This window comes from Subtercola sp. Z020, assembly GCF_002931235.1.
In the GTDB taxonomy this organism is placed as follows: domain Bacteria; phylum Actinomycetota; class Actinomycetes; order Actinomycetales; family Microbacteriaceae; genus Subtercola.
The window spans coordinates 145,396-170,241 of the sequence record NZ_PSTT01000009.1 but is presented as its reverse complement, the minus strand read 5'-3'; the positions used below and the strand labels follow the sequence as shown (position 1 = coordinate 170,241).

25 protein-coding genes are annotated in these 24,846 nt (G+C 69.6%); 3 read left to right on the top strand and 22 right to left on the bottom strand.

Annotation, left to right across the window (positions count from 1 at the left end; translation table 11 throughout):
• Positions 1–7: 7 nt before the first annotated feature.
• From C5B96_RS01690 to C5B96_RS01620, 15 genes are all read right to left on the bottom strand, one after another.
• Positions 8–688: a hypothetical protein gene (locus C5B96_RS01690; RefSeq protein ID WP_104242293.1), complete on the bottom strand. Its 681-nt coding sequence runs from the start codon at positions 686–688 to the stop codon at positions 8–10.
• Complete coding sequence (locus C5B96_RS01685) at positions 685–1,509, bottom strand: alpha/beta hydrolase (protein ID WP_104242291.1); 825 nt, start codon at positions 1,507–1,509, stop codon at positions 685–687. Before C5B96_RS01685 ends, C5B96_RS01690 begins: the two co-directional genes overlap by 4 nt.
• 122 nt (positions 1,510–1,631) lie before the next feature.
• Complete coding sequence (locus tag C5B96_RS01680; protein ID WP_104242289.1) at positions 1,632–1,904, bottom strand: hypothetical protein; 273 nt, start codon at positions 1,902–1,904, stop codon at positions 1,632–1,634.
• Positions 1,901–3,376: an MFS transporter gene (locus tag C5B96_RS01675; RefSeq protein WP_104242288.1), complete on the bottom strand. Its 1,476-nt coding sequence runs from the start codon at positions 3,374–3,376 to the stop codon at positions 1,901–1,903. Before C5B96_RS01675 ends, C5B96_RS01680 begins: the two co-directional genes overlap by 4 nt.
• A gap of 7 nt (positions 3,377–3,383) precedes the next feature.
• Positions 3,384–4,973, bottom strand: coding sequence for a GMC oxidoreductase (locus C5B96_RS01670; RefSeq protein WP_104242286.1), 1,590 nt, complete (start codon positions 4,971–4,973; stop codon positions 3,384–3,386).
• A gap of 29 nt (positions 4,974–5,002) precedes the next feature.
• Positions 5,003–6,484, bottom strand: coding sequence for an MFS transporter (locus C5B96_RS01665; RefSeq protein ID WP_104242284.1), 1,482 nt, complete (start codon positions 6,482–6,484; stop codon positions 5,003–5,005).
• Between the two features lie 106 nt (positions 6,485–6,590).
• Entirely contained in the window at positions 6,591–7,439 is an 849-nt protein-coding gene (locus C5B96_RS01660) for an SDR family NAD(P)-dependent oxidoreductase (RefSeq protein WP_104242282.1), read from the bottom strand.
• The gene (locus C5B96_RS01655) at positions 7,436–8,509 is read right to left on the bottom strand and encodes a fumarylacetoacetate hydrolase family protein (protein ID WP_104242280.1); all 1,074 of its coding nucleotides are present in this window, start codon (positions 8,507–8,509) and stop codon (positions 7,436–7,438) included. Before C5B96_RS01655 ends, C5B96_RS01660 begins: the two co-directional genes overlap by 4 nt.
• The gene (locus C5B96_RS01650; RefSeq protein WP_104242278.1) at positions 8,506–9,573 is read right to left on the bottom strand and encodes an amidohydrolase family protein; all 1,068 of its coding nucleotides are present in this window, start codon (positions 9,571–9,573) and stop codon (positions 8,506–8,508) included. The genes C5B96_RS01655 and C5B96_RS01650 overlap by 4 nt, the downstream gene beginning before the upstream one ends.
• Positions 9,570–10,709, bottom strand: a complete 1,140-nt coding sequence (locus C5B96_RS01645) for an FAD-dependent monooxygenase (RefSeq protein WP_104242276.1) — start codon at positions 10,707–10,709, stop codon at positions 9,570–9,572. The genes C5B96_RS01650 and C5B96_RS01645 overlap by 4 nt, the downstream gene beginning before the upstream one ends.
• 87 nt (positions 10,710–10,796) lie before the next feature.
• Positions 10,797–11,795 (bottom strand): cyclase family protein, encoded by a 999-nt coding sequence (locus tag C5B96_RS01640; protein ID WP_104242274.1) that lies wholly within the window; start codon positions 11,793–11,795, stop codon positions 10,797–10,799.
• A complete protein-coding gene (locus tag C5B96_RS01635; RefSeq protein WP_233188929.1) occupies positions 11,792–12,781 on the bottom strand; it encodes a fumarylacetoacetate hydrolase family protein in 990 nt (329 codons plus the stop codon). Before C5B96_RS01635 ends, C5B96_RS01640 begins: the two co-directional genes overlap by 4 nt.
• 2 nt (positions 12,782–12,783) lie before the next feature.
• Positions 12,784–13,803, bottom strand: coding sequence for a VOC family protein (locus tag C5B96_RS01630; RefSeq protein ID WP_104242270.1), 1,020 nt, complete (start codon positions 13,801–13,803; stop codon positions 12,784–12,786).
• Between the two features lie 100 nt (positions 13,804–13,903).
• Positions 13,904–14,722 carry a hypothetical protein gene (locus C5B96_RS01625; protein ID WP_104242268.1) on the bottom strand — a complete coding sequence of 273 codons (819 nt, stop codon included), beginning with the start codon at positions 14,720–14,722 and terminating at the stop codon, positions 13,904–13,906.
• A complete protein-coding gene (locus C5B96_RS01620) occupies positions 14,719–15,759 on the bottom strand; it encodes a Gfo/Idh/MocA family protein (RefSeq protein ID WP_104242266.1) in 1,041 nt (346 codons plus the stop codon). Before C5B96_RS01620 ends, C5B96_RS01625 begins: the two co-directional genes overlap by 4 nt.
• 107 nt (positions 15,760–15,866) lie before the next feature.
• On the opposite strand from C5B96_RS01620, the gene C5B96_RS01615 reads away from it, so the two are divergent.
• Positions 15,867–17,132, top strand: a complete 1,266-nt coding sequence (locus C5B96_RS01615; protein ID WP_104242264.1) for an ROK family protein — start codon at positions 15,867–15,869, stop codon at positions 17,130–17,132.
• A 19-nt stretch (positions 17,133–17,151) separates the two neighbouring features.
• Here the strand turns inward: C5B96_RS01615 and C5B96_RS01610 are convergent, their stop codons facing one another.
• Positions 17,152–18,021, bottom strand: a complete 870-nt coding sequence (locus C5B96_RS01610; protein ID WP_104242262.1) for a ThuA domain-containing protein — start codon at positions 18,019–18,021, stop codon at positions 17,152–17,154.
• Between the two features lie 109 nt (positions 18,022–18,130).
• On the opposite strand from C5B96_RS01610, the gene C5B96_RS01605 reads away from it, so the two are divergent.
• Together C5B96_RS01605 and C5B96_RS01600 are read left to right on the top strand one after the other, a co-directional pair.
• Complete coding sequence (locus C5B96_RS01605; RefSeq protein WP_104242260.1) at positions 18,131–18,541, top strand: hypothetical protein; 411 nt, start codon at positions 18,131–18,133, stop codon at positions 18,539–18,541.
• On the top strand, positions 18,531–19,523 hold the full coding sequence (locus C5B96_RS01600) for a restriction endonuclease subunit R (protein ID WP_104242258.1): 993 nt from the start codon (positions 18,531–18,533) through the stop codon (positions 19,521–19,523). The genes C5B96_RS01605 and C5B96_RS01600 overlap by 11 nt, the downstream gene beginning before the upstream one ends.
• A 71-nt stretch (positions 19,524–19,594) precedes the next feature.
• On the opposite strand, the gene C5B96_RS01595 is transcribed toward C5B96_RS01600, so the two are convergent.
• From C5B96_RS01595 to C5B96_RS01570, 6 genes are read right to left on the bottom strand one after another with little or no spacing between them, the layout of a single operon-like run.
• Positions 19,595–20,599, bottom strand: coding sequence for a sugar phosphate isomerase/epimerase (locus tag C5B96_RS01595; protein WP_104242256.1), 1,005 nt, complete (start codon positions 20,597–20,599; stop codon positions 19,595–19,597).
• A gap of 12 nt (positions 20,600–20,611) precedes the next feature.
• A complete protein-coding gene (locus C5B96_RS01590; protein ID WP_104242341.1) occupies positions 20,612–21,787 on the bottom strand; it encodes a Gfo/Idh/MocA family protein in 1,176 nt (391 codons plus the stop codon).
• Between the two features lie 14 nt (positions 21,788–21,801).
• On the bottom strand, positions 21,802–22,200 hold the full coding sequence (locus tag C5B96_RS01585; protein ID WP_104242254.1) for a DUF6379 domain-containing protein: 399 nt from the start codon (positions 22,198–22,200) through the stop codon (positions 21,802–21,804).
• A gap of 7 nt (positions 22,201–22,207) precedes the next feature.
• A complete protein-coding gene (locus C5B96_RS01580) occupies positions 22,208–23,254 on the bottom strand; it encodes a sugar phosphate isomerase/epimerase (RefSeq protein ID WP_104242252.1) in 1,047 nt (348 codons plus the stop codon).
• 12 nt (positions 23,255–23,266) lie between these two features.
• Positions 23,267–24,376 carry a sugar phosphate isomerase/epimerase gene (locus tag C5B96_RS01575; protein WP_104242250.1) on the bottom strand — a complete coding sequence of 370 codons (1,110 nt, stop codon included), beginning with the start codon at positions 24,374–24,376 and terminating at the stop codon, positions 23,267–23,269.
• The gene (locus C5B96_RS01570) at positions 24,373–24,771 is read right to left on the bottom strand and encodes a DUF6379 domain-containing protein (RefSeq protein ID WP_104242248.1); all 399 of its coding nucleotides are present in this window, start codon (positions 24,769–24,771) and stop codon (positions 24,373–24,375) included. Before C5B96_RS01570 ends, C5B96_RS01575 begins: the two co-directional genes overlap by 4 nt.
• Positions 24,772–24,846: the final 75 nt, after the last annotated feature.

Genomic DNA, 24,846 nt, shown 5'->3' with positions numbered 1-24,846 from the left:
GGCGACCTCAGCGCCCCTTCGACCGTCCCTCGTGCAGGAACCGCCGGAGCGCCTCGTACCGGTACTCCTGGTAGAGGCCGTGCAGAACGGCCAGCAGCGCGGCCGTGCCGAGCCCGATCAGAATCGACGGCGTGGCCTGCTCGGTCGCCTGCACGACGAGGATGGCGACACCCGCCCCGGCGACGAGGGAGTTCACCACCGCGATGGCCGTGGCGGTCGTGAAGAACACGCCGACCCACGACGGCCGCCGACCGATCGGGAGCATCTCGTTCGGACCGTGCGGCCCGGTCGGGCGGGGAAAGTATGCGGCCGCGCCCGGCAGGGTGCGCGCATAGACGGCGCGGATGCGTTGGATCCCTTCGAGCGCAGCGACGTCTTCGAGGGAGGTCTCGACGAGCCTCTCGTAGGTGAAGATGCCGAGTAGGAAGATCACCGGGATGATGACCGTCAGAAAGCCGAGCGCGTAGGCGGTCTGCGCGAGAAAACCGAAGGCGACCAGAGAGCTCGAGAGCGTCGTCAGGTACAGCGACGCCCGGCTGCTGGACTCGTTCACGGTGATTCCGCGCGCCGATTCGAGAACGAAGTGTTCGTTCATCAGCGCACTGTAGAACGCGCCCGCCCGGTCGGCCAGGGCGTCGAGCGCTTCGTCGGCGGTCGGAAGCGGGTCGGCTTCGGGGCCGTCGGTCACGCGGTGCCTCGCGACAGGACCGACCGCAGGAAGGCCAGCGACGGATCGAGGGCCACCTCGGTGTAGCCCTCCGCGTGCCGGGTGCCGGGAATCAGCTGCAGGGTGCTGGCCACGCCGACCGCGGCGAGCGCGGCCTGCATCGCCTGGGCGTCGCTGACCGGCACGAACTCGTTCAGGGAGTTCGCGAAGAACACCGGGCCGGCCTGGGCAGACGCGTGGCGCGTGGTCGACGCCGCTGACAGCAGGCCGCGGTCACCGCCCACCTCGTTGAGGATGGTCCAGCGCAGGAACGCGTCGTCTCGCCCGGTCTGGTTGATGTCGGCGCTCTTCATCGCGTTCAGGTTCTGCGTGGTCGGCGTCGCCGGAAGACCGTCGGTGGCCTCGACGATGCCGAGCAGATCGAACATCCCCGACCAGCTGACAGCCGGGCGCCCCGTGGCGATGCTGGCCTCGACGACCAGGTTGCCGCCCGCCGATCCGCCGAAGAAGGCGAGCCTGCTGCGGTCGAACGCGTACTCGGAGGCGAGCGCCCACTGCGCCGCCGTGAGTACGTCGGTGCGGCTGGCCGGGAACGTCGCATCCGGAGCCTCGCGGTAGTTGGGCACGAAGACGATGTAGCCCGCGTCGACGAGCTTCGAGGCGAGCGAGTGCTCCTTGCTCTTGTCGCCCCGGAACCAGCCGCCGCCGTGCACGAGGATGATGGCGGCGCGCGCGCCGGCGGCATCCGGAGCTTCGCTGCCGCTGTACACGTCGAGCAGCAGGGGCACTCCGTCGACGGCCCCGTAGGCGACATCGAGAGCGATCGTCGGTTCGTCTGGCATCTGCTCACCCTTCCGTCTGCGCGGCGCATGCCGCAGCAGGGCGAGGCTACCGCCGGGTTCGCCGGCGAACCATGCCCTGGCAGGGCCACTCACCGCTCGCCGGGAACGGGCGAGGGATGAGGTCAGGCGAGCAGAAGCAGCACGGCGGTCGCAGCGAGGCTGCAGCCGCCCACCCAGGCCAGCAGGCGGCCGGTGCCGACCCGGCCGGCGGAGGAGTCGTCGTACGGGGTCGACGCTGCCGCCGGGGCTGACGCTGCCAGGTTCGGGCCCGAGCCCGACGGCGACGGCGGCGCCGGGCGGGTCGCGTTCCAGACCGCGAACAGCACCAGCGCGACCGGCAGCGAGATCGCCAGAACGATGGCGGCCATCGCCCGCAGCTCGTCGACGGCCGTCACCGCCTGGCCGCCTTCGGCAGCCGCGGCGCGGGTCGGATGTTCTGCCCCGCACCGGCGGAGAGCCGCCAGGCCGAGACGACGGCGAGCAGGGTCAGGGCACCCATCGCCACGAAACTGAAGGAGAACGCACCCGTCGTGTCGGCGAAGACCTGCCCCGCGCGCAGGGCGACGGCGCCGACCGCGACACCGAGGCCCACGGCGACCTGTTGCAGCGTCGACGAGAGCGTGTTGGCCGCCGACATGGCCGGGGCATCGATGTCGGCGAAGGCGATCGTGTTGTAGGCGGTGAACCCCACCGACCGGGCCACACCGCTGAACGTCAGCAGCAGGGCGACCACCACGAGCGGGGTGTCCCTGGTGATGAACGCGCAGAGCACCATGCTGAGGGCGGCTCCGGATGTCGCGGAGACGAGAACCGTGCGGAACCCGAACCGGCGGAGCAGAGGGGTCGTGAAGGGCTTCACCGCGATGTTGCCGACGAAGACGAAGAGCACCAGCGCGCCGGCGACAACCGGTGAGTACCCGAAGGCGTCCTGGAAGAGCAGCGGCAGCAGGAACGGCATGGCGCTGATGGTGACCCGGAAGATCGACCCGAGACCGTGCGACTGCCGGAACGTCTCGATGCGCAGCATCCCCGCCTGGAGCAGGGGGTGCTTCGTTCGGGCGAGATGCCGGATCGACCAGGCGCAGAGCACGACGGCAGCACCCCCGAGCGCGACGATGACCGCGATCTCGGTGCCACGGGAGGCGAGAGCCGAGCCGAGCACGACGAGCGCCGCCAGCGCAGCCGCCGTCAGCAGGGCTCCCACTCCGTCCAGCGGCGGGGCGGCGACCCGGGGCTCGACGGGGAGGATGCGCGCCGCCACGACGAAGGCCGCCACACCGAGCGGCACGTTGATCAGAAAGATCCAGTGCCACGAGGCGAACGTCACGAGCAGGCCGCCGGCCAGCGGCGCGAGAACGGGCGCGATGAGCGCGGGCCAGGTGAGCAGCGCGATCGTGCGCACCAGGTCGCTCCGGCCGGTCATCCGGAGCACGGCGAGCCGGCCGACCGGAACCATCAGGGCCCCGCCGACCCCCTGCAGCACCCGGCTCGCCGTCAGCTCGAGCAGGGTGCCACTCGCGGCGCAGAGCACGGAGGCGACAGTGAAGACCACGATCGCCGCCAGGAACACCTGTTTTGTGCCGAACCGCGCGGCGATCCATCCGCTCAGCGGGATCAGAACGGCGACGGTGAGCAGGTAGGCCGTGATGGCCACGCCGATCTCGAAGGAAAGAACACCGAACGATTCGCCGATGCTGGGCGCCGCCGTCGTCAGAATGGTGCCGTCGAGATTCTCCATGAAGAGCGTGGCGGCGACCAGCAGCGCGATGTTGCGGTGCAGGCGCTGGGGCGCGCCCTGCAGGGGCGCGCCCTGCAGGGTCTCCTCTGGAGCGGGCGTGCCGCCCTCAGCCGATGCGCCCGCCGGCATTCCGCTCTCAGGCCTCTGCGTACTCGGCGGCGGCGAGCCGCTCGGCGGCCGCCCGGGCACCGCGCACCGCGATGGCGACGCTCATCAGCGTCGGGTTCATCGCCGTGGCCGTCGGAATGAGCGCATTGCCGCCGACCACGAGGTTGTCGTAGCCCCAGACTCGCGACCAGGGGTCGGCGACCGACGTTCCATCGTCGGCGAGCCCCATGCGCATCGTGCCCTGGTAGTGCAGGCTCGACCCCGCCGGAAGCAGCCGCGGTTCGGCGACGAAGTGCCCGAGCGCCTCACCCGCCCGCCGCAGTCGCGCCGTGCCCTCGGCGATCTCGGCGTCTTCTGCCGGAGTGAGCGCGTAGGTCACCCTCATGTTCGGGAATCCCCGGTAGTCGGGTTCGCTGTCGTCGAAGGTGACGCCGTCTTCGAACCGGGGCTGCTTGCGCATTCCATAGCCCATGTTCACATACCCCCACCGGTTGTCGGAGTAGGGGGCACCGGGCGGCATCGGGAACGGGGTCGTCTCCGAGTACATCACCTGCAGCGAGAAGGGGTGGTCGGGTTCGGAGAACGGGATGCGGTTGACCGCCGCCACCGGGTCGACAGGGTTCAGCGCCCGCCGCGCCAGTTCTTCGGCCAGCTGTTCCTCGGTGGCCAGGCGAGCCATGCGGTCTTCGTCGAGGGCGACGGTGGAGATGACCACCGGATGCTCGGTGAGGTAGTGGCCGAGGGCACGGGGGCGGATTCCGGAGGCCCAGAGCAGCTGGGGCGACCGGAAGGCGTCTGCGGCGACGACGACGAGGTCGGCCTCGAAGAAGGAGGTCTGGCCACTCCGGAGGTCTTCGACCGTGACGCCGGTGATGCGGGTGCCGTCGTGTTCGACGCGGCGCACCAGGGAGAGGTCTTTCAGGGTGAACCGCTTCGAGAGCTCGGAACCCGGTTCGATGAGCTCGCCGAGCACCACGTCGGAGCCGGCCCAGCGCATCGAGCCGTCGGGCTGCGGGTCACCCGCGACAGGCAGGGTGCTCGGTCCGTAGCCGTCGGGCAGCTCGTCGCCGAACTCCTCGTCGAGAAGCGTTCTGATCGCACCGCCGATGGCGGAGTCGGCGAAGGCGGCGCTCTGAACGTGCAGGAGCTTCTCGGCTACCTCGATCAGGCCGTTCCACTCGGCGTCGTCGATGAACGGGATCTTCTCGCTGAAGGCCGGTCGCGGCGTCGCACAGGTCCAGTGCGCGGCCATGCCGCCCACGTTCGTCGACGCCGCGCCGGCCGGGAAAGTCTCGGAATGGGCCGAACCCTGCCCGCCGAAGTCGAGCAGGTGGGTTCCCTGCCGAGCGGTGAACATGCCCTCGACGACGGGGGCGAGCGGAATGCCGAGCTCTTCGCGCAGGCTGCCGGCCTGCGGCCCCTGCGACATCTCGCGCGCGTGCTCCTTCTCGTCGGGGTCGGGGATGTTGCGCACGCTCTCGCCGGGCGTGGCCGTCAGCTGCGGCCCCGCCTCGAACATGGTCACGTGCGCGTCGGGCAGGTTCTCGAGCAGCAGCCGCGCATAGGCGGCGCCGATCGGGCCGCTGCCGACGACGGCGATGGTGGGCTGGTGCGTCATGGGGTGCTCCTTCGGTGCATGCGGATGGTTCAGACGGCGAGGCGCTCGGGTTCGGCGACCCGGTCGGCAGAGAGGCGGCCCTTCGGCAGCAGAACGCTGGCGACGATGCCGACCCCGTAGGTGATGGCGAGGGCGAGGAAGACGGGCGAGAAGACGTCGTGGTAGATGGTGGCGACCTCAGCCTGCACCGCAGGGCCGGAACCCTGCACGAGCTGCGGGGTGAGGGTCGACGCATCGAGACCGACAGGGAGCAGCGCAGCCACCCCGAAGCCGATCACTCCGCCGATGACCGCGGTCGCCACGGTCGAACCGACCTGGCGCACGAGGTTGACCGTCGACGTGATGCTGCCCGTCTCGCTCGTCGGCACGGCGCTCTGCACGACGGCGATGATCAGGCTCATGAAGGCGCCGGTGCCCACACCGACCACGGCCATCACGACCATCGGAACCCACAGCGGCGCTCCACTCGGCAGCTGCGACATCACGAGCAGTCCGCCGGCGCCGAGCGCCGTGCCGACGATCGGGAAGGGCCGGTAGTGCCCGGTGCGGCTGGCGAGCCAGCCGGTGAGCAGGTTGCTCACGAGCATCCCGAACACCGTCGCGATGGGGACCAGGCCCGACGCCGTCGCGCTCAGCCCGTAGCTCATCTGGAAGTAGGTCGGCAGGTACGATGTGATCGAGAACAGCCCGACGCCGATGATGGCCGAGATCGCCGTACCGGCCGCGACGGTGCGATTGGCGAAGACCCGGAGCGGTACCAGCGGTTCGTCGACGCGGAACTCGACCACGAAGAACGCGGCGAAAGCGATCGCCGAGACGACGAACGCCAGCGTCGCCGACATGCCGAGCACGGGGTCGCCGACCCAGGTGACGGCCAGAACGAGCGCAGTGAGGGCGACGGTGAGGGTCGCGGCTCCGGCGAAGTCGAAGCGCGCCCTGGCCCCCGCGGCGATGTGGGGCACGGCGAAGACGGCGAGCGCGAAGGCGGCGACGCCGATCGGCAGGTTGATCCAGAAGATCCAGGGCCAGCCCCAGTAGTCGGTGATGAGACCACCGAGCACCGGGCCGACGAGGATCGCGATGGGAAAGGCCGCACCGATGATCGCCATCAGGCGCGGGCGCTCGCGCGGCGACGTCACCCGCGCGATGATCGTCTGCGACATCAGCTGCAGGCCCGCCGAACTCATGCCCTGCACGACCCGGGCGACGATGAGCCACGCCATGCTCGACGCGAGCCCGCAGGCCAGGGACGCGGCGAGGAAGACGACGAGCGAGCACAGGAAGACGGTGCGCGGCCCGAAGAGGTCGCCGAGCTTCCCGATGATGGGCAGCGTCACCGTGCTGGCGAGGGTGTAGCCGACGATCACCCAGCCGAGGTGCTGCAACGCGCCGAGATCGCCGGCGATGGTGGCCAGTGAGGTGGAGACGACCGTGTTGTCGAGGGCGCCGATGAACGAGACGGTGAGCAGCGAGACGACGAGGAAGCGGAGTCGCAGCGGGGAGAGTTCCATAGGTGTTCTGAGCACCCGAGAGATCGGGCCATCGACGCGACCCTTTGTGCCCCCGGAGCATCGTCACCCCGAAGAACGGGCTGGAAGCCCCTGCGTCTCCGCCAGTCTAGTCGAGCTTATGTAACATTGCAACCAAAGTGGGTCGCAAAGCGGCGCTGGTCGAGGCGTCACGGATGCTGTCGCTCATGTACTTCGAACCGCCGGCCGAGGCGAAGCCGCCGTCGACCGGGATCTCCGCCCCCGCGATGTATGCAGCGGCATCCGAGCAGAGAAACGCGGCGAGCTCGGCCACCTCCTCGACCCGGCCGAGACGTTCCAGCGGAGTCAAGGTGAGTTGTGCCTCACGCATCGCCGGCGGCGCCCCGCGGGTCATCTCGGTCTCGATGAAACCGGGGTGCAGGGCGTTGACCCGTATTCCGCGGGGCCCGTACTCGGTGGCCGCCACCTGGGTGAGCCCACGCAGCCCCCACTTCGACGCCGTGTAGGCGGCGGTGTAGTGCGCGGTCAGCGCCGCAGACGACCCGATGTTCAGGATCGACGAGCCGGGCCCCATCAGCGGAGCGAGCGCCTGCATGCCGAGCATCGGTCCCGTCAGGTTCACCGCCAGAACCCGGTCCCAGTCGTCGCGACGGGTCTCCCCGAGCCGGGCGCGATGGGTGATTCCCGCATTGTTGACCAGCGCCCGCAGCGGATTCCCCTGCAGTTCGGCCGCGAGGTCACGCGCCAACCGCTGCCAGGCGTCTTCGTCGGTGACGTCGAGCCGTCGGTAGCTCACTGGCGGTCCTGACGGGTCGCTCCGATCGCCGGCCGCGAAGACCTCCGGCACCTGTGCCTGCAGGTCGACCGCAACGACGCGGGCTCCGGATGCGGCGAGCAGCAGCGCCTCGGCCGCCCCCTGCCCCCCGGCGGCGCCGGTCACCACGACCATCCGCCCCGCAAGGCCCGGGTAGGTCATCGCGGCCGGTCGCCCGGAACGTCGGCCGCGGGTGCGACAGCACCGGGATTGGCGGCGGAGTCGGCCCTCGAGCGGGCGCGGCTGCGCTCCCGGGCGCGCGGGATGGCCGGGGCGACCGTTGCAGCTCCGACGACCGATTCCAGTTCGCCGATCCCCTCCACGGTCATGCGCACGACGTCGCCCTCAGCCAGGGGCGGCGGGATCAGCTCCCCGCGCCGGCCCCAGAGCTCGGCGAGGCATCCACCGTTGCCCGTCGTGCCTGAGCCGAGAACGTCACCGGCGACGATGCGCGAGTTGCGGGAGGCGTAGGCCACCAGCTCACCGAAGGGCCAGCCCATGTTCGACACCAGGTCGTCGCCGACCAGCACCCCGTTGACCCGCACGTCGGCATGCACGGCCAGAAAGCCGTCGTCATCGCGGTGGGTGGCGAGCTCGTCCGCCGTGACGATCCAGGGCCCGAGGCTCGTACCGAAGTCCTTCCCCTTGGCCGGCCCCAGGCGCACCTTCATCTCCCGTGACTGGACGTCGCGGGCCGACCAGTCGTTCATCACCGTGTACCCGAAGATCGCGCGCTCACCCTCGTCGGGCGTGAGGTTCGTGCCGCCCGCCCCACCGATCACCGCGGCGACCTCGAGTTCGAAGTCGAGCCGCTCTGTCACCGGCGGACTCACCGGGGCGCCCGGCCCGAGCACGGTGTGCGGGTTCGTGAAGTAGAAGGTCGGGGCCTCGTACCATTCCGGCACCACCTCGCTCTTGCCGTCGACGGAGGCGCTCACGCCCTCGACATGCTCTTCGAAGGCCACGAAGTCACGGATGCTCGCCGGCACGAGGGGGGCGAGAAGCTGCACCTCGGCCAGCGGCCGCCCCGCCGAAGGGTCGGGCTGCGCGTCGGGCCCCGGCGCGGCATCCGTCTTGCCGCCGACCTGCTCGAACAGCTGCGCGGCGTGCCGCAGGCCCCCGCGCAGCACCGACGCCACCGTCTCGCCACCCGGGAACGGCACGACGCGCGTTCCGACGACGAAGCCCTCTTCAGGGTCGCCGTCGGCAGCCTGCCAGCGCGCGATTCTCACGGAGCGACCCCGGCGCCCTGCGAATGCGACTGCGACTGCGACTGCACCTTCGACTGTGCCTGCGCTTGCGCCTGCCCCGCCAGCAGCTGCTCGGCGTTGCCCGCCAGCACCCGCTGCAGCACCTCGTCGTCGAGACCGGCCGAACGCACGAACGCCACCGGGTCCTCCGAGCCCATGTCGAACGGAAAGTCGCTGCCGAGCACCACCTGCGAAGCCCCGGCGACCTCGACCAGGTGTGCGAGGCCCGCCGCATCGTGCACGACGGTGTCGAACCAGATGTGTCGCAGGTAGCTCGACGGTTCGTTCAGGCAGCCGTGGGCCTCGGGCCGCACCCGCCAGGCGTGGTCGGAGCGGCCGATCGCCGTCGGCAGGTAGCCGCCGCCGTGCGCGGCCACGATGCGCAGCCCGGGGTGCCTGTCGAGCACGCCCGAGAAGATCAGGTGCGAGAGGGCGACGGCGTTCTCGACGGGCTGGCCGACGGTGTTCGAGAGGTAGAAGCGGTCGAGCCGCTCATCGAGGCTGCAGCCGAACGGGTGCAGGAAGACGATCGCACCCAGCTCCTCGGCGCGCGCCCAGAACGGTTCGAGCCGCTCGTCCGACAGCTCGACATCGCCGGCGAACGACGAGATCTCGACCCCGGCCAGACCATGGCCGAGCACCGCATCGTCGAGGGCCTCCACGGTGCGGGCCGGATGCTGCAGCGGCACGACACCGAGACCGGTGAGCCGATCAGGGGCCCCTGCGACGTGCTCGGCCACCAGACGGTTGGCCTCGGCGGCGATCCACACCGCCAGGTGCTCGTCGGCCCAGGGATAGAAGTGGCTGGGCGAGGCACTGACCCACTGCCGATCGACCTGCTGGGCATCCATCGCCGCCAACCGGGCACCCAGATCGGTGAGGCGACCGAACCGCTCGCGGATCATGGCACCGGAGGCCGCGAGACTGGCAGGCCCGTTGCGCCGGGCCTCGAGCTGCTGGGCAGCGGCGAACTGCTCGGGCGCGCGCGCCTCGACCGCATCCTGCAGCGCCGGAAGCAGCACGTGGGCGTGAACGTCGGTGGTCATGCGAGTTCCGCCATCTGGCGCGCGATGCCGAAGATCAGGCCCGGTGCGTCTGCATCCCTGTCGTGTTCGAGCTGCCACGTGCCGAGTTGAACGGATGCCTCGACCACCGCCTGCGCGCGCGGCAGGCGGCGCGCGTGGAAGGTGTTCCAGAGCGATTCGTCGAGAACGTCGGCCGCGACGAGCAGTTCACTCAGCACGGAGGCGTCTTCGAGCGCCTGCGCGGCGCCCTGCGCGATCGTGGGCGGGCAGCTGTGCGCGGCGTCGCCGATGATCACGACACGGCCGCGGTTCCACGGGGCCGGAACGATGTGCGAGGTGAACCAGGTGTAGTTGACCCGTGCATCCGGGCCCTCGAGGTCGTGACGGATCGACTCCCACGGCCCCTGGTATGCGAGTGACTGCTCGTGCATGATGCGGGCGGCCTCCTCGCTCGAGATGCCGGCCCTGTCCTGCGATGCCTCGACGAGAAAGGCGTACATCGTGTTCTCGCCGGTGGGCGTGTAGCCGGCGATGTAGGCGGGGCCGCCGTAGTACAGCTCGCTGTGCTCGACCTCGGCCGGGCGCGAGACGAAGGCCCGCCAGATGCCCATGCCGGTGCGTTCGGGCTTCGTGTCGATGCCGATCATGTCGCGAACGCTCGAGTGCACGCCGTCGGCTCCGATGAGCAGGTCGTAGGTTCCGGCCGACTCGCCGTTCACCCAGACCTCGACGGCGTCGTCTCCGCGCTGCTCGACTCCCGTCACCGGTGCGGCGAAGTGGATGCCCACGCCGACCTCCTCGGCCCGTTCGAGCAGCACGCGGTTGAGGTCGGGCCGGTACATCCCCATGGCCGCCGGGTAGTCGGGCCCGCCGGTCTGCACCTCCGGAAGATCCGCGATGACCGGGGCGCCCGGGCCGGGAGCGCGGATGCTCAGGCCGTCGAAGGGGTAGCCGAGTTCGCGGATGCGCGGCCAGACCCCGAGCGAGTCGAAGACCCGCAGCGCGTTGCCCTGCAGTGTGATGCCCGAACCGACGGTGCTCAGTTCGGCCTTCAGCTCGAAGACGTCGACCTCGACGCCTGCTTCGGCGAGTCGGATGGCGGTCGCGAGCGCGGCCGCCCCGCTGCCGGCGATCGCCACTTTCTGCACTGCTGTCATGTCAGAACCTCTCTGTTCTGTGGTCTTGCGTTCGGTGTTCGGGTGCTGCGGTGTTCGGGTGCTGCGGTGTTCAGGTGCTGCGGTGTCTCAGAAGATCGCGACGGGGTTGATCGGCGAACCGACCGCCCCGGTGATGGCCAGTGGCGAGGCGACGAGCAGGAACTCGTAGCTGTGACGGGCGAGGCACGACTCGGCCAGCGCATCCAGGTCCCACAGCTCGCCGATGGTGAGCCCGATGTTCGGGATCGCCACCTGGTGCAGCGGCTGGAAGGCCGCCACATCGAACTCGTTCGGGCGCACCTCGAACCCCCAGGTATCGGTCGCGATCGCCGCGACCTCTGTGCGGTGGATCCAGCCGGCCGTCGTCAGCGAGAGCCCGGGCGCGGGCCCGCCGGCGTAGTCGCCCCAGCCGTCGCGCTTCGCCCGGGTGAGTTGCCCGGTGCGCACGACGACCATGTCGCCCGTGCCGACCGCGCTCGTCTCGCCCTGGGCGGCGATGCAGGCGTCGAGGTCGGCGGCGGTGATCGCGTAGCCGTCGGGCAGTTCGCCGGTCTCGGGGAACAGGTGCCGGCCGAGGTCGAGCAGCACGCCGCGCGAGACGCCGGCGGCCTTCGCGTGCTCGATACCCGTCACCAGGTCGCCGTCGCTGGTCACCACGTCGCCGGCGCGCCGCCCGTTCCACGCGAAGCCGTGGTCGAAGATGTGGCCGAGTCCGTCCCACTGGGTGGAGCACTGCAGCGGCATCGCGACGATGTCGTCGGCGCCCCCGATACCGTGCGGAAACCCCTGGTTGCCGCGTTCGGCATCCGTTCCCGTGTCGAGCATCGTGTGCACCGGGTTGGTGCGCCGGCGCCAGCCCTTCTGCGGACCGTTCATGTCGAACGACTGGGTGAGCGAGACGACCGTGCCGTCGGTCACCAGCGCAGCAGCCTGCCGGCGCTTCGCCTCCGTGACGAAGTTGAGTGTGCCGAGCACGTCGTCGTCGCCCCAGCGGCCCCAGTTGCGGTAGGCCTCGGCGCGCGCCGCGATCTCGGCCTCGGGGTCGCTCCGGTCGAGGGCTTCCGGATGCTCGGCAGGAGCGGTCACGATGCGACCGGTTCTGCGACAGAACGCACGTTCTGCGTTCCGAGGCCGGTGATCGAACCGGTCATCACGTCGCCGTCTTGAAGGAATCTCTTCCAGTGCTGGCCGTTGCCGGCGGGGCTGCCGGTGAGCAGCAGGTCGCCGGGCAGCAGCGGCATCGTCTCCGACGCACCCGAGATGAGGGCCGCGATGCCGAAGAGCAGGTCGCTCGTCGAGCCGTTCTGCTTCGTCTCACCGTTCAGCTTCAGCTCCACCGTCGCCGTGTCGACATCGACGAACTGCGCCGGAACCAGGAACGGGCCGGTCGGCAGAAAGCCGGGCGCGTTCTTGGCGCGGTACCAGTCGGTGCCGATCTCCTTCATGTCTTTGCGAAAGACGAGGTCGCGCGTCGTGATGTCGTTGACGATCGTGTACCCGGCCACGTGCTTCAGCGCGTCGTCGCGGCTGACGCGGAACGCGGGGGCACCGATCACGATGGCGAGCTCGAGCTCCCAGTCGTGCACGGTGCTGTACGACGGCAGCACCAGGTCGACGTCGTCGCCCACGACGCAGGCGGGCAGGCCGATGAAGAAGTAGGGGTCGCCGTGGGCGGCCCGCTTGTCCATCATCTCCGCCGCGAAGGCGCGGGCCTCGTCGGGGGTGCGCGATCCGTCCTGCGTCAGGCCGGCCGCGACGAGTTCGATGACGTGCTGGCGGTAGTTCGCGCCGGCTTGCAGAACCTGGCGCGGTTCGACGGGGGCGGTGAGCACGACGTCGGCCAACGGCATCCATTCGCCGGCGCCGTCTGCCGAACCTGCCGTGTCTGCAGCCAGCCGTTCGAGCCGCGCCCAGTCGGCGCCGGCCAGGAACGCGTTGAGGTCGGGTGCGCCGAGGTCGTCGGGGCCGAGCGGCCGGAGGCGGTCGCCCGCCACCAGCCCGAGCCGCACCTCGTCGCCGTCGCGGTAGCGCGCCAGCGCGAAGGGGGCGGTGAACCCGTCGGTGTGCGCCACGGTCAGCCCCGACCCTGCTCGGCGTACGGGTTCAGCAGGGCGTGCTTGATCTCGTCGGGCACACCCTCTTCGGTGGCGCTCGGGCCGTCGGCGGGCGGGAACGACTCGGTCATCGACATCGGCATCGCGCCGTTGCGGTAGAAGTTGTTCGAGCCGAGCGACGGCTTCCAGGTGTTCGGCTCCCAGTCGGGTACGTAGTTGCGGTAGCCACCGGTGTTGAGCTCGATGCGGAGCCCCGAGGGCTCGCGGTAGTAGAGGAAGACCTGCTCGCCGATGCCGTGGATCGAGGGGCCGTACTCGATCGGGTAGCCCTGCTCCATCAGCACGTCGGCGGCGATCAGCACTTCTTCGCGGGTGTCGGACCAGAACGCGTAGTGGTTGACGCGACCGGCGCGGCTCGAACCGTCGAGCACGACGCCGAGGTCATGGCTCTTCTCGTTCGTGGTGAGCACCGAGAACACCGAGATGGGCGCCTCGTCGAGCACAGTGCGGGCCATGATGCGAAAGCCCAGCACGTCGTTGTACCACTTCGCGAAACCGTCGACGTCGCTCGCGGCGACGGTCACATGGTCGAGCTGGCGCGGGGCGCCGGCGACGGTGCTGCGGCGCGACGGGCGGTCGGGGTAGATCGACGCAGCCTCGCCCTCGGTCTCCTGGTGGCGGGTGACATCCCAGTGCAGGGTCATGCTGTGGCCGAAGGGGCCGGTGAAGCGGTAGGCGCGGCCGATCTGCGGCACCTCGACCCACTCGCCGGTCACGCCGGCCTCCTCGATGCGCTGCGCAGCCTCGTCGAGGGCTTCGGCGCTCGACGTGCGCCAGGCCATCGTCTCGAGCGAGGGTTCGTCGCCCGGCACGACGACGACGCTGTACGCGTAGTAGTCACCCCAGCAGCGCAGGTACACGGCGCCCTCGACGCGGTCGACCACGGTGAGTCCGACCTTATTGACGTAGAAGTCGACCGACGCCTCGACGTCGGGTGACGTGATCGCCACGTACGAGAGGTGGGAGAGAAGCTTGATCATCGTTGATCCTTTCAGGGGGCACGGAGCCCGGGGCAGCCAGTAGAACAAGTCTCGTCAGGCGGCGGGGTATCAGGGAACCACATATCGCCGATGATCCGAATCAGCGCGGTCGATGCGCCACGTCGAGGATCTCCGCTGCCAGGGCGCTGTCGTGCCGCAGGTTGTCGAGGTCGTGCGGGCGGTCGAGGGGCTGGCCCTCGGGCCGATCGTGCCCGCTGTCACCGGCCCGGGCGGCACGGATGCCGCGACCGAGTGCACCTCGATGCGACGACTCGTGGCGCGGCGCTGCCCGCAGCGTTCCCGCTGCCGTGACGGTGTCGAGGTCGGCCACTCCGGCGACCGGATCGACACTCACCTCGCTGCGCGTCTCGCCCAGCACACTGACGCGGACCAGGCCACCCGCCCGCGGGGCATCGAGCCCGGTGAACATGACGGTGACCGGCAGCCCGCCCGGGCCTTCGAGCAGGCAGACCAGCCCACCGGCCGTGCCCTCGGCAGAACGCAGCATCAGCTCGCCGCCCGCGAACTCCCTGGCCCAGCCGACGGCGTCGGCGAGCAGCCCGGCCCGCTCGTGCTCGCCGCCTGCGCACTCCACGACGACCGCGCGCACCGTGCTGCCGCCCCGGGCCGAGGTCGCGGCACCGGCGAGGTCGTGTCGCAGCCGAGGGCGCTGAAGAACGATCGGCATTGCCAGCGCGCCCAGCCCGTCGAGCGCCTCCTGCGACACGGCGGCCGGGTCGTCGACCACGGCGACGACGGCACCTGCGCGGGCGGCCTCCTCGACGCGCGTCGGCCACTCCCCCTCGCCCGACAGGGCGGCGACGGAGTCGTGCGCGGTCAGCACCGCCGTCGCACTCCGCGCGAAACCGCCGAGTGCCTGACGGTACGCGGCATGGTCGGCGAAGACCCGCACCGTCACCGGGTCGCCTCGTGCTTCACTCGCTCCGCGGCCGCGTCGGCCACGGCGATGCCGTAGAGGGCGTCGGCTCGCAGCTCGTCGTATTCGACCGGCTCCGAGCCCGACAGCAGTCCGGCGAAGGCCCGCCACTCCGAGAGGTAGCCGTCGTCGGACGCCCGCGAGTAGGTCGTGCGCCGGCCGTCGATGCCCCGCACGCTCACCGTCGCGCTGCCGGCGTGCACGAACGCCGGCGGAAAGGCGACCTCGATACGGTCGTGCTCGGTCGCGATCGTCATACGCCAGAGCGCATCGGCTCCCTCCGGGTGCATCACCGCAGCCAGCTGAATGAGCACGCCGCTCGCCCGGTAGGCGAGCAGATAGCCGACGGGCGCGGCGGCCCGGGCGAAGACGACATGCTCGAAGACCGGCGCAAGGTCGCGGAGCGCAGGCAGGTCGTGCACGGCGAGGCCCGAGACGAGCTGCCAGACCATGCCGGCGACGACATCCGGATCACTCATATCGGGCCGGGGGCGCGGCGCTGCCGGCGCCCCATCGAGCTCGGCGACCGCTTCGTGGTACCGGGTGTTCGGCGGCAGGGAGAGCGCAACGGAGACCGTCCGCACCGGCGACCGCGCTGCGAGCAGGTGATGCTTGGCGCGGCCCCAGGCGAAGTCGAAGAGATGATTGGTGCCGACCATCAGCACTGTCCCGCTCGTTCGAGCGGCCTCGATGACGCGATCGACCTCGTCGGCCGTGAGAGCCAGCGGCTTCTCACAGAAGACGGCGCGTTTTCCTGCGGCGACGGCAGCCAGGATCTGGCGCGCGTGTTCCCCGGGCGGACTGCAGATCAGCACGACGTCGACGTCGGGGTCGGCGACGAGGTGTTCCTCCCCTGTCGACCAGCGCGCACCGAGGGGCGAGGCGAGCGCCTCTGCGCGCCCGCTGCCGGAGTCGGTGATGTGGACCACGCCGAAGATGTCATCGAGCAGGCCGAGGGTCGGCAGATGGAGTGCTGCGACGCCGGCACCGGCACCGATCACCCCGACTCCGTAGACCATGACACGACCCGCTCTCTTTTGTCGCAATTATGCCTAAGTTCTGCCGTCTGCGTCCATAGCGGGCGGGTTGGCGACTCTTCGGGGCACAGCCTGTGTCAAAATCGATCATGGCCCGTGAATCCTCCCTGCGCTTCGGCGCACAGACCGACGAGATCACCAGCTTGTTGCGCATCATCAACCTGGTCCGCACCGAGGAGGCCGTCACGCGCCCCGACATCGGCCGCCTCACCGGGCTCGGTCGCGGCGTCGTGACCCAGCGGGTGGATGCCGCGATCGACGCGGGGTTCCTCGAAGACGGCGATTTCGGCCAGTCCTCCGGCGGCCGGGCGCCGCGCACCCTCCGCTTCCGCTCCGACCAGGCGCACATCATCATCTGCGCACTCGGCGCCCTGCACATCCGGGTCGGCGTCGCCGGCCTCGATGGAACCGTGACGTCGCAGACCCACCGCGAGTGGGACATCGCCCGCGGGCCGGCGGCCACCCTCGACACGGCCCTCACGATGATCGACGAGTTGCTGGCCGACGAACCCGACCGCCCCATCTGGGCTGTCTCGGTCGGCGTTCCCGGCCCCGTCGACTTCGAGAGCGGGTCGCCCGTGGCTCCGCCCATCATGCCGGGCTGGAACGGGTTCGACATCCGCCGGCGCTTCGAGCAGCGGTTCGACGCACCGGTGTGGGTCGACAACGACGTCAACCTGCTGACGCTGGCCGAACGACGACGCCGGCGCGACGAACCCATCGACCTCATCTACTGCAAAGTCGGCAGCGGCATCGGGGCCGGTCTGCTCTCCCGCGGGCGGCTGCATCGCGGGGCGAACGGTGCAGCGGGCGACATCGGTCACGTGCGCGTGCGCGACTCGAACGAACCGTGCCGGTGCGGCAAGGTCGGCTGCCTCGAGGCAGAGGCGGGCGGCTGGGCGCTGGTGCGCCGCGCCGTTCGCGACATCGAGAACGGCGCGGGTGGGATGCTCGCCGCCCAGCTCACCGCCGGCGACGCGATCACGCCCGAGGCCATCGCTGTCGCCGCGCAAGACGGAGACGCGCTCGCCATCTCCCTCGTGCACCACTCCGCGGCGCTCGTCGGCGAATCGATCGCCGCGCTCGTGAACATGTTCAACCCGAACGTCATCGTGATCGGCGGCTCGGTCTCCGCCGCGGGCGAGATCTTCCTGGCCGAGGTGCGCCGCCGGGTCTACGAGCTGTCGCTGCCGCTCGCCACCCGCGACCTCAGCCTCGTGCGCTCTGTCGGCGACGAGAAGGAGCCGCTGCGCGGCGGTGCCGAGCTGGCCATCGAGCAGCTCTTCGACGCCACGTTCCCCCGCTGGTTCGCCGAGGGGCGACCCACCATCGAAGGCGTGCGCGTAGCGGCCTGACCCGCCGGCGCCCCGGCCGTCAGCCTTCGTGGTTGTAGTACGGCCAGGGCAGGAATCGGCGATCGCCCCGGCGATCCGGGCCCTGCAGGGTGACCGCGCCGGTCGCCGCCCACTCGACGCCGCGGGGGAAGAGGGTGATGAACTCGATACGCCGGAAGGTGTCGATGTCGTGGCCGATGGTGATCGTGAAGCTCCGGCCGGCACCGTATTCGTTGATCCAGGCGATCGGCTGGTCGGTGTTCACCCCGGGCAGAGCCGACAAGCCTTCCTCCGGGATCATCACCGGGTAGTGCGACATCGGCCACCGAGGAGCGTTCTCGTACGATTCGAGGTCGTCGAAGACGCTCACCAGCACTTGCGCGCCGTCGTACAGCTCGACCCCGGTGAGAATGTCGTCGCCGGTGACGGTCCACTTCTCCCCGACACCCTCGGTGATCGCATGACGCGGCTGCGTCGTCGTCAGCAGAGCCTCGCCCCAGGGCCGCGGCCGGAGGCCCGTGGGCACGCTGAGCTTCGCGCCGCGCATGACGTTGTACTCCTCGGGGTACCCCCAGTCGTCCTCCTGCGTCGCCGAGCCGTGGAACCAGATGATCCCCCGACCGAGTTCGTGCACGAAACGCAGCAGGGCCGCATCCGTCTCGGCGCCGAAACCGACAGCCTTGTCGTGGTAACCGTCACGGCCCTCGAAGACCACGATGACAGCGTCGTACTTGTCGATGGTCTCCGGCCCCAGACCGCGAGGGTCTTCGATGACCCTCACGGTGAATCGGCCCGTGTTCTCCAGCAGGGCGGTCAGCCACTGGTTGTGTGCGCGAAAGCTCCGGTGTTCATTGTCGTGCTCGATCGTCATGTGACCCGACAGGATCAGAACGTTCAAGACAGTACTCATGGTGTTTCTCCTCGACGTCTCTTCTGGTGCTACTCGCCGTTAGCGTAGAGGCTTATGTATCATTAATACAGAAGCAAACCTGAATCAGGCAAAACTGCGAAGGAGACCAATGACGCTCACAGCGCTTCGTGACGATGCCCTGACCTCGACGCCCGACGGATTCGACCTGCGGCTGGGGTTGCCCTGGATCCGCTCGATGCCGCTGTCGAGCCTCGCCGCTCTGACGGTGAGCATCGACGACACTCTCGCGCCCGTCGACATCGTGGTCGGCGGGCGCCGGGTGCACCCGGAAGACCTCGTCGACGAGCCGGGGTGGTGGTTCATCCAGGACCGCCTCGTCATGACGGGAGCCGGAGAACTCGACCCGGGTGAGCGTGCCGTCGACGTGCGGTTCACCCTCATGGTGCCGTACCTGCAGGGTGCTCCGGATGCGCCCCTCACCCTGCCGTTCCGGCTGGCCGGGCGTCTCACGCCCGACTCCCCCACAGGCCTTCACACGGTGTCCCGCGATGTCGCCTGAGCGGGGGCGCCGCATCTTCGGCGCCAGCACCTTCAACTGGACTCCCGACATCATCGCAGCCGAGCGGGAGGCGGTCGACATCGTCGTGGACGTCGTCGCCGAGGGTGTCACCGACAGCGTCGAGCTCGAAGCCGGCTCGGTCTGGCGCTCGTTCCCCGAACCGGCCGACCGTGAGGTCGACGCGCTGCGTGAGGGCCTGGCTGCACGGGGCGGGTCGGTGAGCACCGTCGGGCTCAGCCTCGACGACTTCACCGGCACCCTCCGGCCGCGGAACCACGACGAGCGGCTCGCCTTTCTCGCACCGCAGCTGCGGGCGGCGAACCGGGTCGGTGCGCGCGGCGTGCGCCTGCCGATCGGCCAGGCGGGGCGCCTGCTGCTGGATGATCTGCTGCCCGAACTCGAACGGTACGACCTGGTGCTCTACGAGGAGATCCAGGGCCAGCAGTCACCCGCGTCGCCGCCCGTCGCCGCGGCCCTCGAGACGATCGCCGCGCTCGACGACGACCGCGTCCGAGTGCTGGTCGACATCAGCCTGCTGATGCCCGCCCTGCCCGTCTCGTACCTCGACCGCAGGTCGGCCGCCGGCCTGCCGGCCGACCTGCTGCGACGCCTCGAATCGGAGTGGCGAGACCCGGCGACCGGGGATGCGGTACTGGGATTGCTGCGATCGGGCGGGGTTCCGGCATCCATCCACACCCTCTACATGAACCTGCTGATCCGATTCGGCCGGTCGTCAGCCGGTGACCTCCGCAGAATCCTGCCCCTCGTCGGTGCCGTGCACCTGAAGTTCTGGGACCTCGACGACGCCGACGGCCGCGTCTCGGCGCCCCTCGCCGACCTCGCCGGCCTGCTGCTGGACGCACCACGACCCTTCGCCGGCACCCTGACCAGCGAATGGGGCGGCCACGAGTGGCTCGACGACGCGGATGCGACCACCCTCACCCGCACCCACCTCGCTCTCGCCCGCGCCGCCCTCGCCTGACCGCCCCGAACCGCGACCGCCCCGCCCGCCCCGCGTCGCCTCACGACGCAGGGGCGGGCGGGGCGCGGCGGCTACTTCGTGGAGAAGGCGGCGTCGAAGGCCGCGGCCGAGGGCTCGTAGGAGGAGAGGCGGCGCACGAAGCCGAGCGCCTCGGGCGCCCCGACGAGGCGGTCCATGCCCGCGTCCTCCCACTCGACCGAGAGCGGGCCGGTGTAGCCGATCGCGTTCAGCATGCGGAAGGCGCTCTCCCACGGCACGTCACCGTGCCCGGTCGAGATGAAGTCCCAGCCGCGGCGCGGGTCGGCCCACGCGAGGTGGGAGGAGAGCCGGCCGTTCCGGCCGTTGTCCAGCCGCTTCTTCGTGTCTTTGCAGTGCACGTGGTAGATGCGGTCCTTGAAGTCCCACAGGAAGCCGACGGGGTCGATGTCCTGCCAGACCATGTGCGACGGGTCCCAGTTGAGGCCGAACGCCTCGCGGTGGCCGATCGCTTCGAGGGTGCGCACGGTGGTCCAGTAGTCGTAGGCGATCTCCGAGGGGTGCACCTCGTGCGCGAACCGAACGCCGACCTCGTCGAACACGTCGAGGATCGGGTTCCAGCGGTCGGCGAAGTCCTGGTAGCCGGCGTCGACCATCGCTTCGGTGACGGGCGGGAACATGGCGACGTACTTCCAGATCGACGAGCCGGTGAAGCCGGTGACCGTCTTCACGCCGAGGGCCGCGGCGAGGCGGGCCGTGTTCTTCAGCTCCTCTGCCGCGCGCTGGCGCACACCCTCCGGGTCGCCGTCGCCCCAGACCCGGTCCGACACGATGTCGCGGTGGCGCTGGTCGATGGGGTCGTCGCAGACGACCTGGCCCTTGAGGTGGTTCGAGATGGTGAACACCTGCAGATTGTTCCGGGCGAGCACGTCGAGCTTGCCCTGCACGTAGGCGGCGTCATCCCACCGCCAGGGGTCGAGGTGGTCGCCCCAGCAGGCGATCTCGAGGCCGTCGTAGCCCCACTCGCCCGCGAGCCGGGCCACTTCTTCGAAGGGCAGGTCGGCCCACTGGCCGGTGAACAGGGTGACAGGTCGTGCCATGATGCGATTCTCCTACGTCAGAAGGGCGGGTTCGTGGGCAGCCACGGCCACCCACGCCGATTCGTGCTCAGAACTTCGTTCGACAGCCTCGAGCACGCGCTGCACGTGCAGTCCGTCGGCGAAGCTCGGGGTGGGGTCGACGCCGTGGGCGATGGCCTCGACGAAGTCCTTCGCCTGGTGCGAGAAGCCGTGCTCGTAGCCGAGGAGGTGACCCGCGGGCCACCACCCCGAGACATACGGGTGCACAGGCTCGGTGACCAGGATGCGCGTGAAGCCCTGCCGATCATCCGCAGCCGTCCGATCGTAGAACTGCAGGCTGTTGAGGTCTTCGAGGTCGAAGGCGAGCGCCCCGCGGTCCCCCGAGACCTCGATGGTGAGCTGGTTCTTGCGCCCTGTCGCGAAGCGCGTCGCCTCGAAGGCCACGAGCGCGCCGCCGGAGAGCCGGCCCGTGAAGATCGCCACGTCGTCGACCGTCACTTCGCCGACGCCCGACCCGGCATGGCCGGAGAGCCCCGACGAAGCGGCACCGGCGTCGAGCAGAGGTCGCTGCTTCACGATCGTGTCGACGACGCCCGAGACCGTCTCGACGGCCAGGCCGGTGACGAACTGGGTCATGTCGATGATGTGCGCGCCGATGTCGCCGAGGGCGCCCGAACCGGCGTGCTCCTTCTGCAGCCGCCAGGCGAGCGGCTCGTTCTCGTCGACGAGCCAGTCCTGCCGGTACGCGGCGCGCACCTGCCGTACCTCACCGACAGCACCCTCGGCGACGAGATCGCGCAGCAGCGTGACTGCGGGAACACGGCGGTAGGTGAAACCGACCATCGAACGCACACCCCGGTTCGCGGCCCGGCGGGCTGCGGCATCCATCGCCTCAGCCTCGTCGACGGTGTTGGCGAGCGGCTTCTCGCACAGCACGTGCTTGCCGGCTTCGAGAGCCGCGATCGCGATCTCGGCGTGCGAGTCGCCGGGGGTCACGATGTCGACGATGTCGATGTCGTCACGGGCGATGACCGCGCGCCAGTCGGTGGCCGACTCCGCCCAGCCCCACTTCGACGCCGCAGCGGCCACCGCGGCCTCGTTGCGACCGACGATCACCGCCATGTCGACGTCGGAGGGCAGATCGAAGGCGGCCGGCGCCTGGCGCCAGCCGACGGAGTGCGCCGCCCCCATGAACCCGTAGCCGATCATGGCCACCCGCAGGGTCACGCCAGCACCACCTGGCGCTCGACCTCGACCCGGTTGCCGACGTAGCGCATGGGCGCGATCTGCATGTAGAGCAGGCGCAGGGTGAGCACGAGGTCGACGTCGATGCCCGCACCCGCCTCTGGCACCGTGTCGAGCGGGATGATCACCTGCGGTTTGTCGGCGACGAACCAGAGGGTCTCCCACTGGTCGGGCAGCGAGTCGATCGTGTACGAGGTGCCCTGCAGTTCGAACCGCAGCGATTCCCGCGGAATCTCCCTGCCGTCGACGGTCGCGGCGACGTCGTCGACGCACGAGAGCCAGAGGCTCCGGTACCAGGGCAGCTGGATCGAGACCGCGATGCCCTCGGGGTGACGGTGCACGTCGGCTTCGGAGAAGAGGGAGTTGTGGGTGGCCATGGTGTTCTCACTCGGCTTTCTGAAGGGTTGACGAGGCGGTCGCTTCGATGGTGCGCCGCATCAGCGCGTGCTGTTTCTTCACGAGGTCGATCGGGTCGCTCTCGCCGAGGTCGGAGAAGGCATGGCCCTCCCACTCGCTCGAGAGGTAGCCCTGGTAACCGCCCTTCACGAACTGCTCGACGATGCGGGGGATGTCCATGGCGGGCTCGTTGCCCTCGGCGTCGATGTCGTAGAACTTGGCGTGCACGTGGAAGATTTGCGGCATGATGTCGAGCCACTCCTCCGGCGGTACCAGCCCATGCATGTTGAACGCGAGCCGGGTGAACGGGCCGAGACGCGCGCCGTCGAAGTTCTCCGACGCGAGGAAGTCCTCGAACTTCTGGTTGCGCACGTACATCGGCGTGGGCTCGTGCCAGATCTCGTCCATCACCGGGAAGTATTTCTCGGGCATCCCCATCTGCGACAGCGTGCGCAGCAGGGTCGGCGAGAGGCTGTGCATGGTCGACGAGAAGTCGGCGGTGAAGCCGAGCCGGTCGCTCTGCAGCTCGTCGTACATCTCCCGCATCTGCAGCACCTGGGGGTCGTTCGGGCCCGACGGCGCGTGGATCTCGTAGCCGAGCTTCTGGTCGTACTTCTCGGCCAGCGGAAGAAGGCTCCGCAGCAGCTCCTTGCCGTGCGAGCGGATGACGACCTTCTTGAAACCGAGCTGGTGGGCGGTCTTCAGCTGCCGGGCGAGAAAGTCGTGCTCCTCGTCGGGCGTCATGTCGCGCTCTTTGCGTCGACCCATGTCGAGGTTGGTGCCGATGGCGCTGGGTTCCAGGCCGTAGCGGTCCATGCTGTCGCGCCAGAGGTGGATGAACTCGTCGTCGACGTCGGGGTAGGTACGCAGCATCTGGGCGATGTTGAACTCGACGCCCGGGCCGAGACCCTCGTCGGCCGCCGCTTTTATGAGCGTCTCGGGTGTGTACAACCCGGCCGCGAATTCCGAGGTGAGGGAGTAGAGGGTGATTCCGAGCTTGATGCCGGTTCCGGCGATGCCGTTGTCGTCTGTCATGGTCTGGGTCTCTCAGTTCAGGTGGGGAACGGGTGCGGCCAGGTGCGCGGCGAGCACGCGTTTCGCCTCGGCGTTGTCGGTGATCATCCGGCTGCCCGCATTCGAGGCCGCCGAGCGCTGCACAGCCTGCTCGTCACGGATGATGTCGAACGGGCTCTGCCAGTGGTTCCAGTGCCAGCCCTCGTACTCGCTCGAGATGGCACCCGAGTACCCGTTCTCGACCAGCAGCTTCACCAGGTCGCGCACGGGCACAGACGGCTCTTCGTGGTTCTCGTCGATGCCGAAGAACTTGCCGTGCACGTGACGCACCCACGGCATGATCTCGAGCCAGTCCTCCACGCGCGCCGGGCCGAACAGGCCGGTGCCGTTGATCGCGAAGTCGATGCCGAGCTCGGGTCGACCATTCCGGGCCGCGAGGCCGATGAACGAGCCGAAGCGCTGGCCGTGCACCTGCTGGTTCGCCGGCGGGCCTTCTGCGTAGTAGCCGTTCCAGAGGTCGACCACCTGCGCGAGCAGGTCTTCGGATGCCCCGCGGCGGCGGTACGCCTCGAGAAGCGAGGGCGCGAAGCCCGTGACGGTCGCGCCCCAGTCGGCCGTGAACGCGAGGCGGGGCGAACCGACCTTCTCATAGCGATCGCGCAGCGCGAGAATGCGGGGGTGTGAGGCGTACTGGTCGGCGTGCACCTCGAGGGCCAGCGTCACGTCGTTCTTCTCGGCGATCGGCGCGAGCTGTTCCATCGAGTCGGGCGTCAGCGAGATCTGTACGCGGGCGATAGGGAAGCCGAGCTTCGCCGCGGCCTCGATCTGCAGTCGCATGTACTCGATCAGCTCGTCCTGGTCGAGCAGCCGGTCGCGGTGGATGCCGATGTCGGCGTTCACCGCCAGCGAGGTCTGGGTGAGCCCAACCTCGGCGACCAGATCTTTGAACCAGCCGGCGAACGAGTCGTCGATGGCAGGAAAGCCACGGAAGCTGGAGAACCCGATGATCTCCAGGCCCGGCCCATAGCCGTCGGCCGCGACCTTGCGGATGAGCGCCTCGAGATCGTATTCGCGCTGGTGCGAGGCCCGGGTGAAGCTGTAGAGGGTGACACCCTGGATCGGGGTGCCGAGCGTCTCGGTCATGCGTTCACTGCCTTCATGGTCTTGGTGTCGTGCTCTTCGATGTGCAGCACTTCGTTCTCGGAGATGACGATGTAGGGGATGTAGAGCGTGAGGTCGACGTCGACCGTGTGCTCGCTGCCGTCAGCGGCGGCCGGAACGTCGCCCGAGAGAACCGCGGAGTCGAGCGGGAACCACCATTCGTCGGTGTTGTCGCGCAGTTCGTCGAAGGTGAACTCCTTGCCGTTCATCCCCCAGCGCACCGACCCGGGATCGGCCGGAATGCCGTCGATCGAGAGCGTCGCCCCGGCGATGCACGAGCCGGGCAGCGCCCGGTACCACGGGATGCGCACCTCGACGGAGCTTCGCGATCCGTTCGAAGTCAGCGTTCCCTGTTCGATGATGCGATCCGGGATCACGAGAACCTCCTTGTTCGTGACGCTGCGGCCGAGGCCGATCCGCGTCTTCTTCTGAATTCTAACACACTACTGTCG

Excerpts from the sequence above, each read along its gene's own strand:
- C5B96_RS01665 (WP_104242284.1), bottom strand. The coding sequence starts at position 6,484 with ATGGAACTCTCCCCGCTGCGACTCCGCTTCCTCGTCGTCTCGCTGCTC.
- C5B96_RS01580 (WP_104242252.1), bottom strand. The coding sequence starts at position 23,254 with ATGACAGACGACAACGGCATCGCCGGAACCGGCATCAAGCTCGGAATC.
- C5B96_RS01675 (WP_104242288.1), bottom strand. The coding sequence starts at position 3,376 with ATGCCGGCGGGCGCATCGGCTGAGGGCGGCACGCCCGCTCCAGAGGAG.
- C5B96_RS01620 (WP_104242266.1), bottom strand. The coding sequence starts at position 15,759 with ATGGTCTACGGAGTCGGGGTGATCGGTGCCGGTGCCGGCGTCGCAGCA.
- C5B96_RS01590 (WP_104242341.1), bottom strand. The coding sequence starts at position 21,787 with ATGATCGGCTACGGGTTCATGGGGGCGGCGCACTCCGTCGGCTGGCGC.
- C5B96_RS01595 (WP_104242256.1), bottom strand. The coding sequence starts at position 20,599 with ATGGCACGACCTGTCACCCTGTTCACCGGCCAGTGGGCCGACCTGCCC.
- C5B96_RS01660 (WP_104242282.1), bottom strand. The coding sequence starts at position 7,439 with ATGACCTACCCGGGCCTTGCGGGGCGGATGGTCGTGGTGACCGGCGCC.
- C5B96_RS01630 (WP_104242270.1), bottom strand. The coding sequence starts at position 13,803 with ATGATCAAGCTTCTCTCCCACCTCTCGTACGTGGCGATCACGTCACCC.
- C5B96_RS01575 (WP_104242250.1), bottom strand. The coding sequence starts at position 24,376 with ATGACCGAGACGCTCGGCACCCCGATCCAGGGTGTCACCCTCTACAGC.
- C5B96_RS01615 (WP_104242264.1), top strand. The coding sequence starts at position 15,867 with ATGGCCCGTGAATCCTCCCTGCGCTTCGGCGCACAGACCGACGAGATC.
- C5B96_RS01600 (WP_104242258.1), top strand. The coding sequence starts at position 18,531 with ATGTCGCCTGAGCGGGGGCGCCGCATCTTCGGCGCCAGCACCTTCAAC.
- C5B96_RS01670 (WP_104242286.1), bottom strand. The coding sequence starts at position 4,973 with ATGACGCACCAGCCCACCATCGCCGTCGTCGGCAGCGGCCCGATCGGC.
- C5B96_RS01685 (WP_104242291.1), bottom strand. The coding sequence starts at position 1,509 with ATGCCAGACGAACCGACGATCGCTCTCGATGTCGCCTACGGGGCCGTC.
- C5B96_RS01605 (WP_104242260.1), top strand. The coding sequence starts at position 18,131 with ATGACGCTCACAGCGCTTCGTGACGATGCCCTGACCTCGACGCCCGAC.
- C5B96_RS01645 (WP_104242276.1), bottom strand. The coding sequence starts at position 10,709 with ATGACAGCAGTGCAGAAAGTGGCGATCGCCGGCAGCGGGGCGGCCGCG.
- C5B96_RS01650 (WP_104242278.1), bottom strand. The coding sequence starts at position 9,573 with ATGACCACCGACGTTCACGCCCACGTGCTGCTTCCGGCGCTGCAGGAT.
- C5B96_RS01610 (WP_104242262.1), bottom strand. The coding sequence starts at position 18,021 with ATGAGTACTGTCTTGAACGTTCTGATCCTGTCGGGTCACATGACGATC.
- C5B96_RS01585 (WP_104242254.1), bottom strand. The coding sequence starts at position 22,200 with ATGGCCACCCACAACTCCCTCTTCTCCGAAGCCGACGTGCACCGTCAC.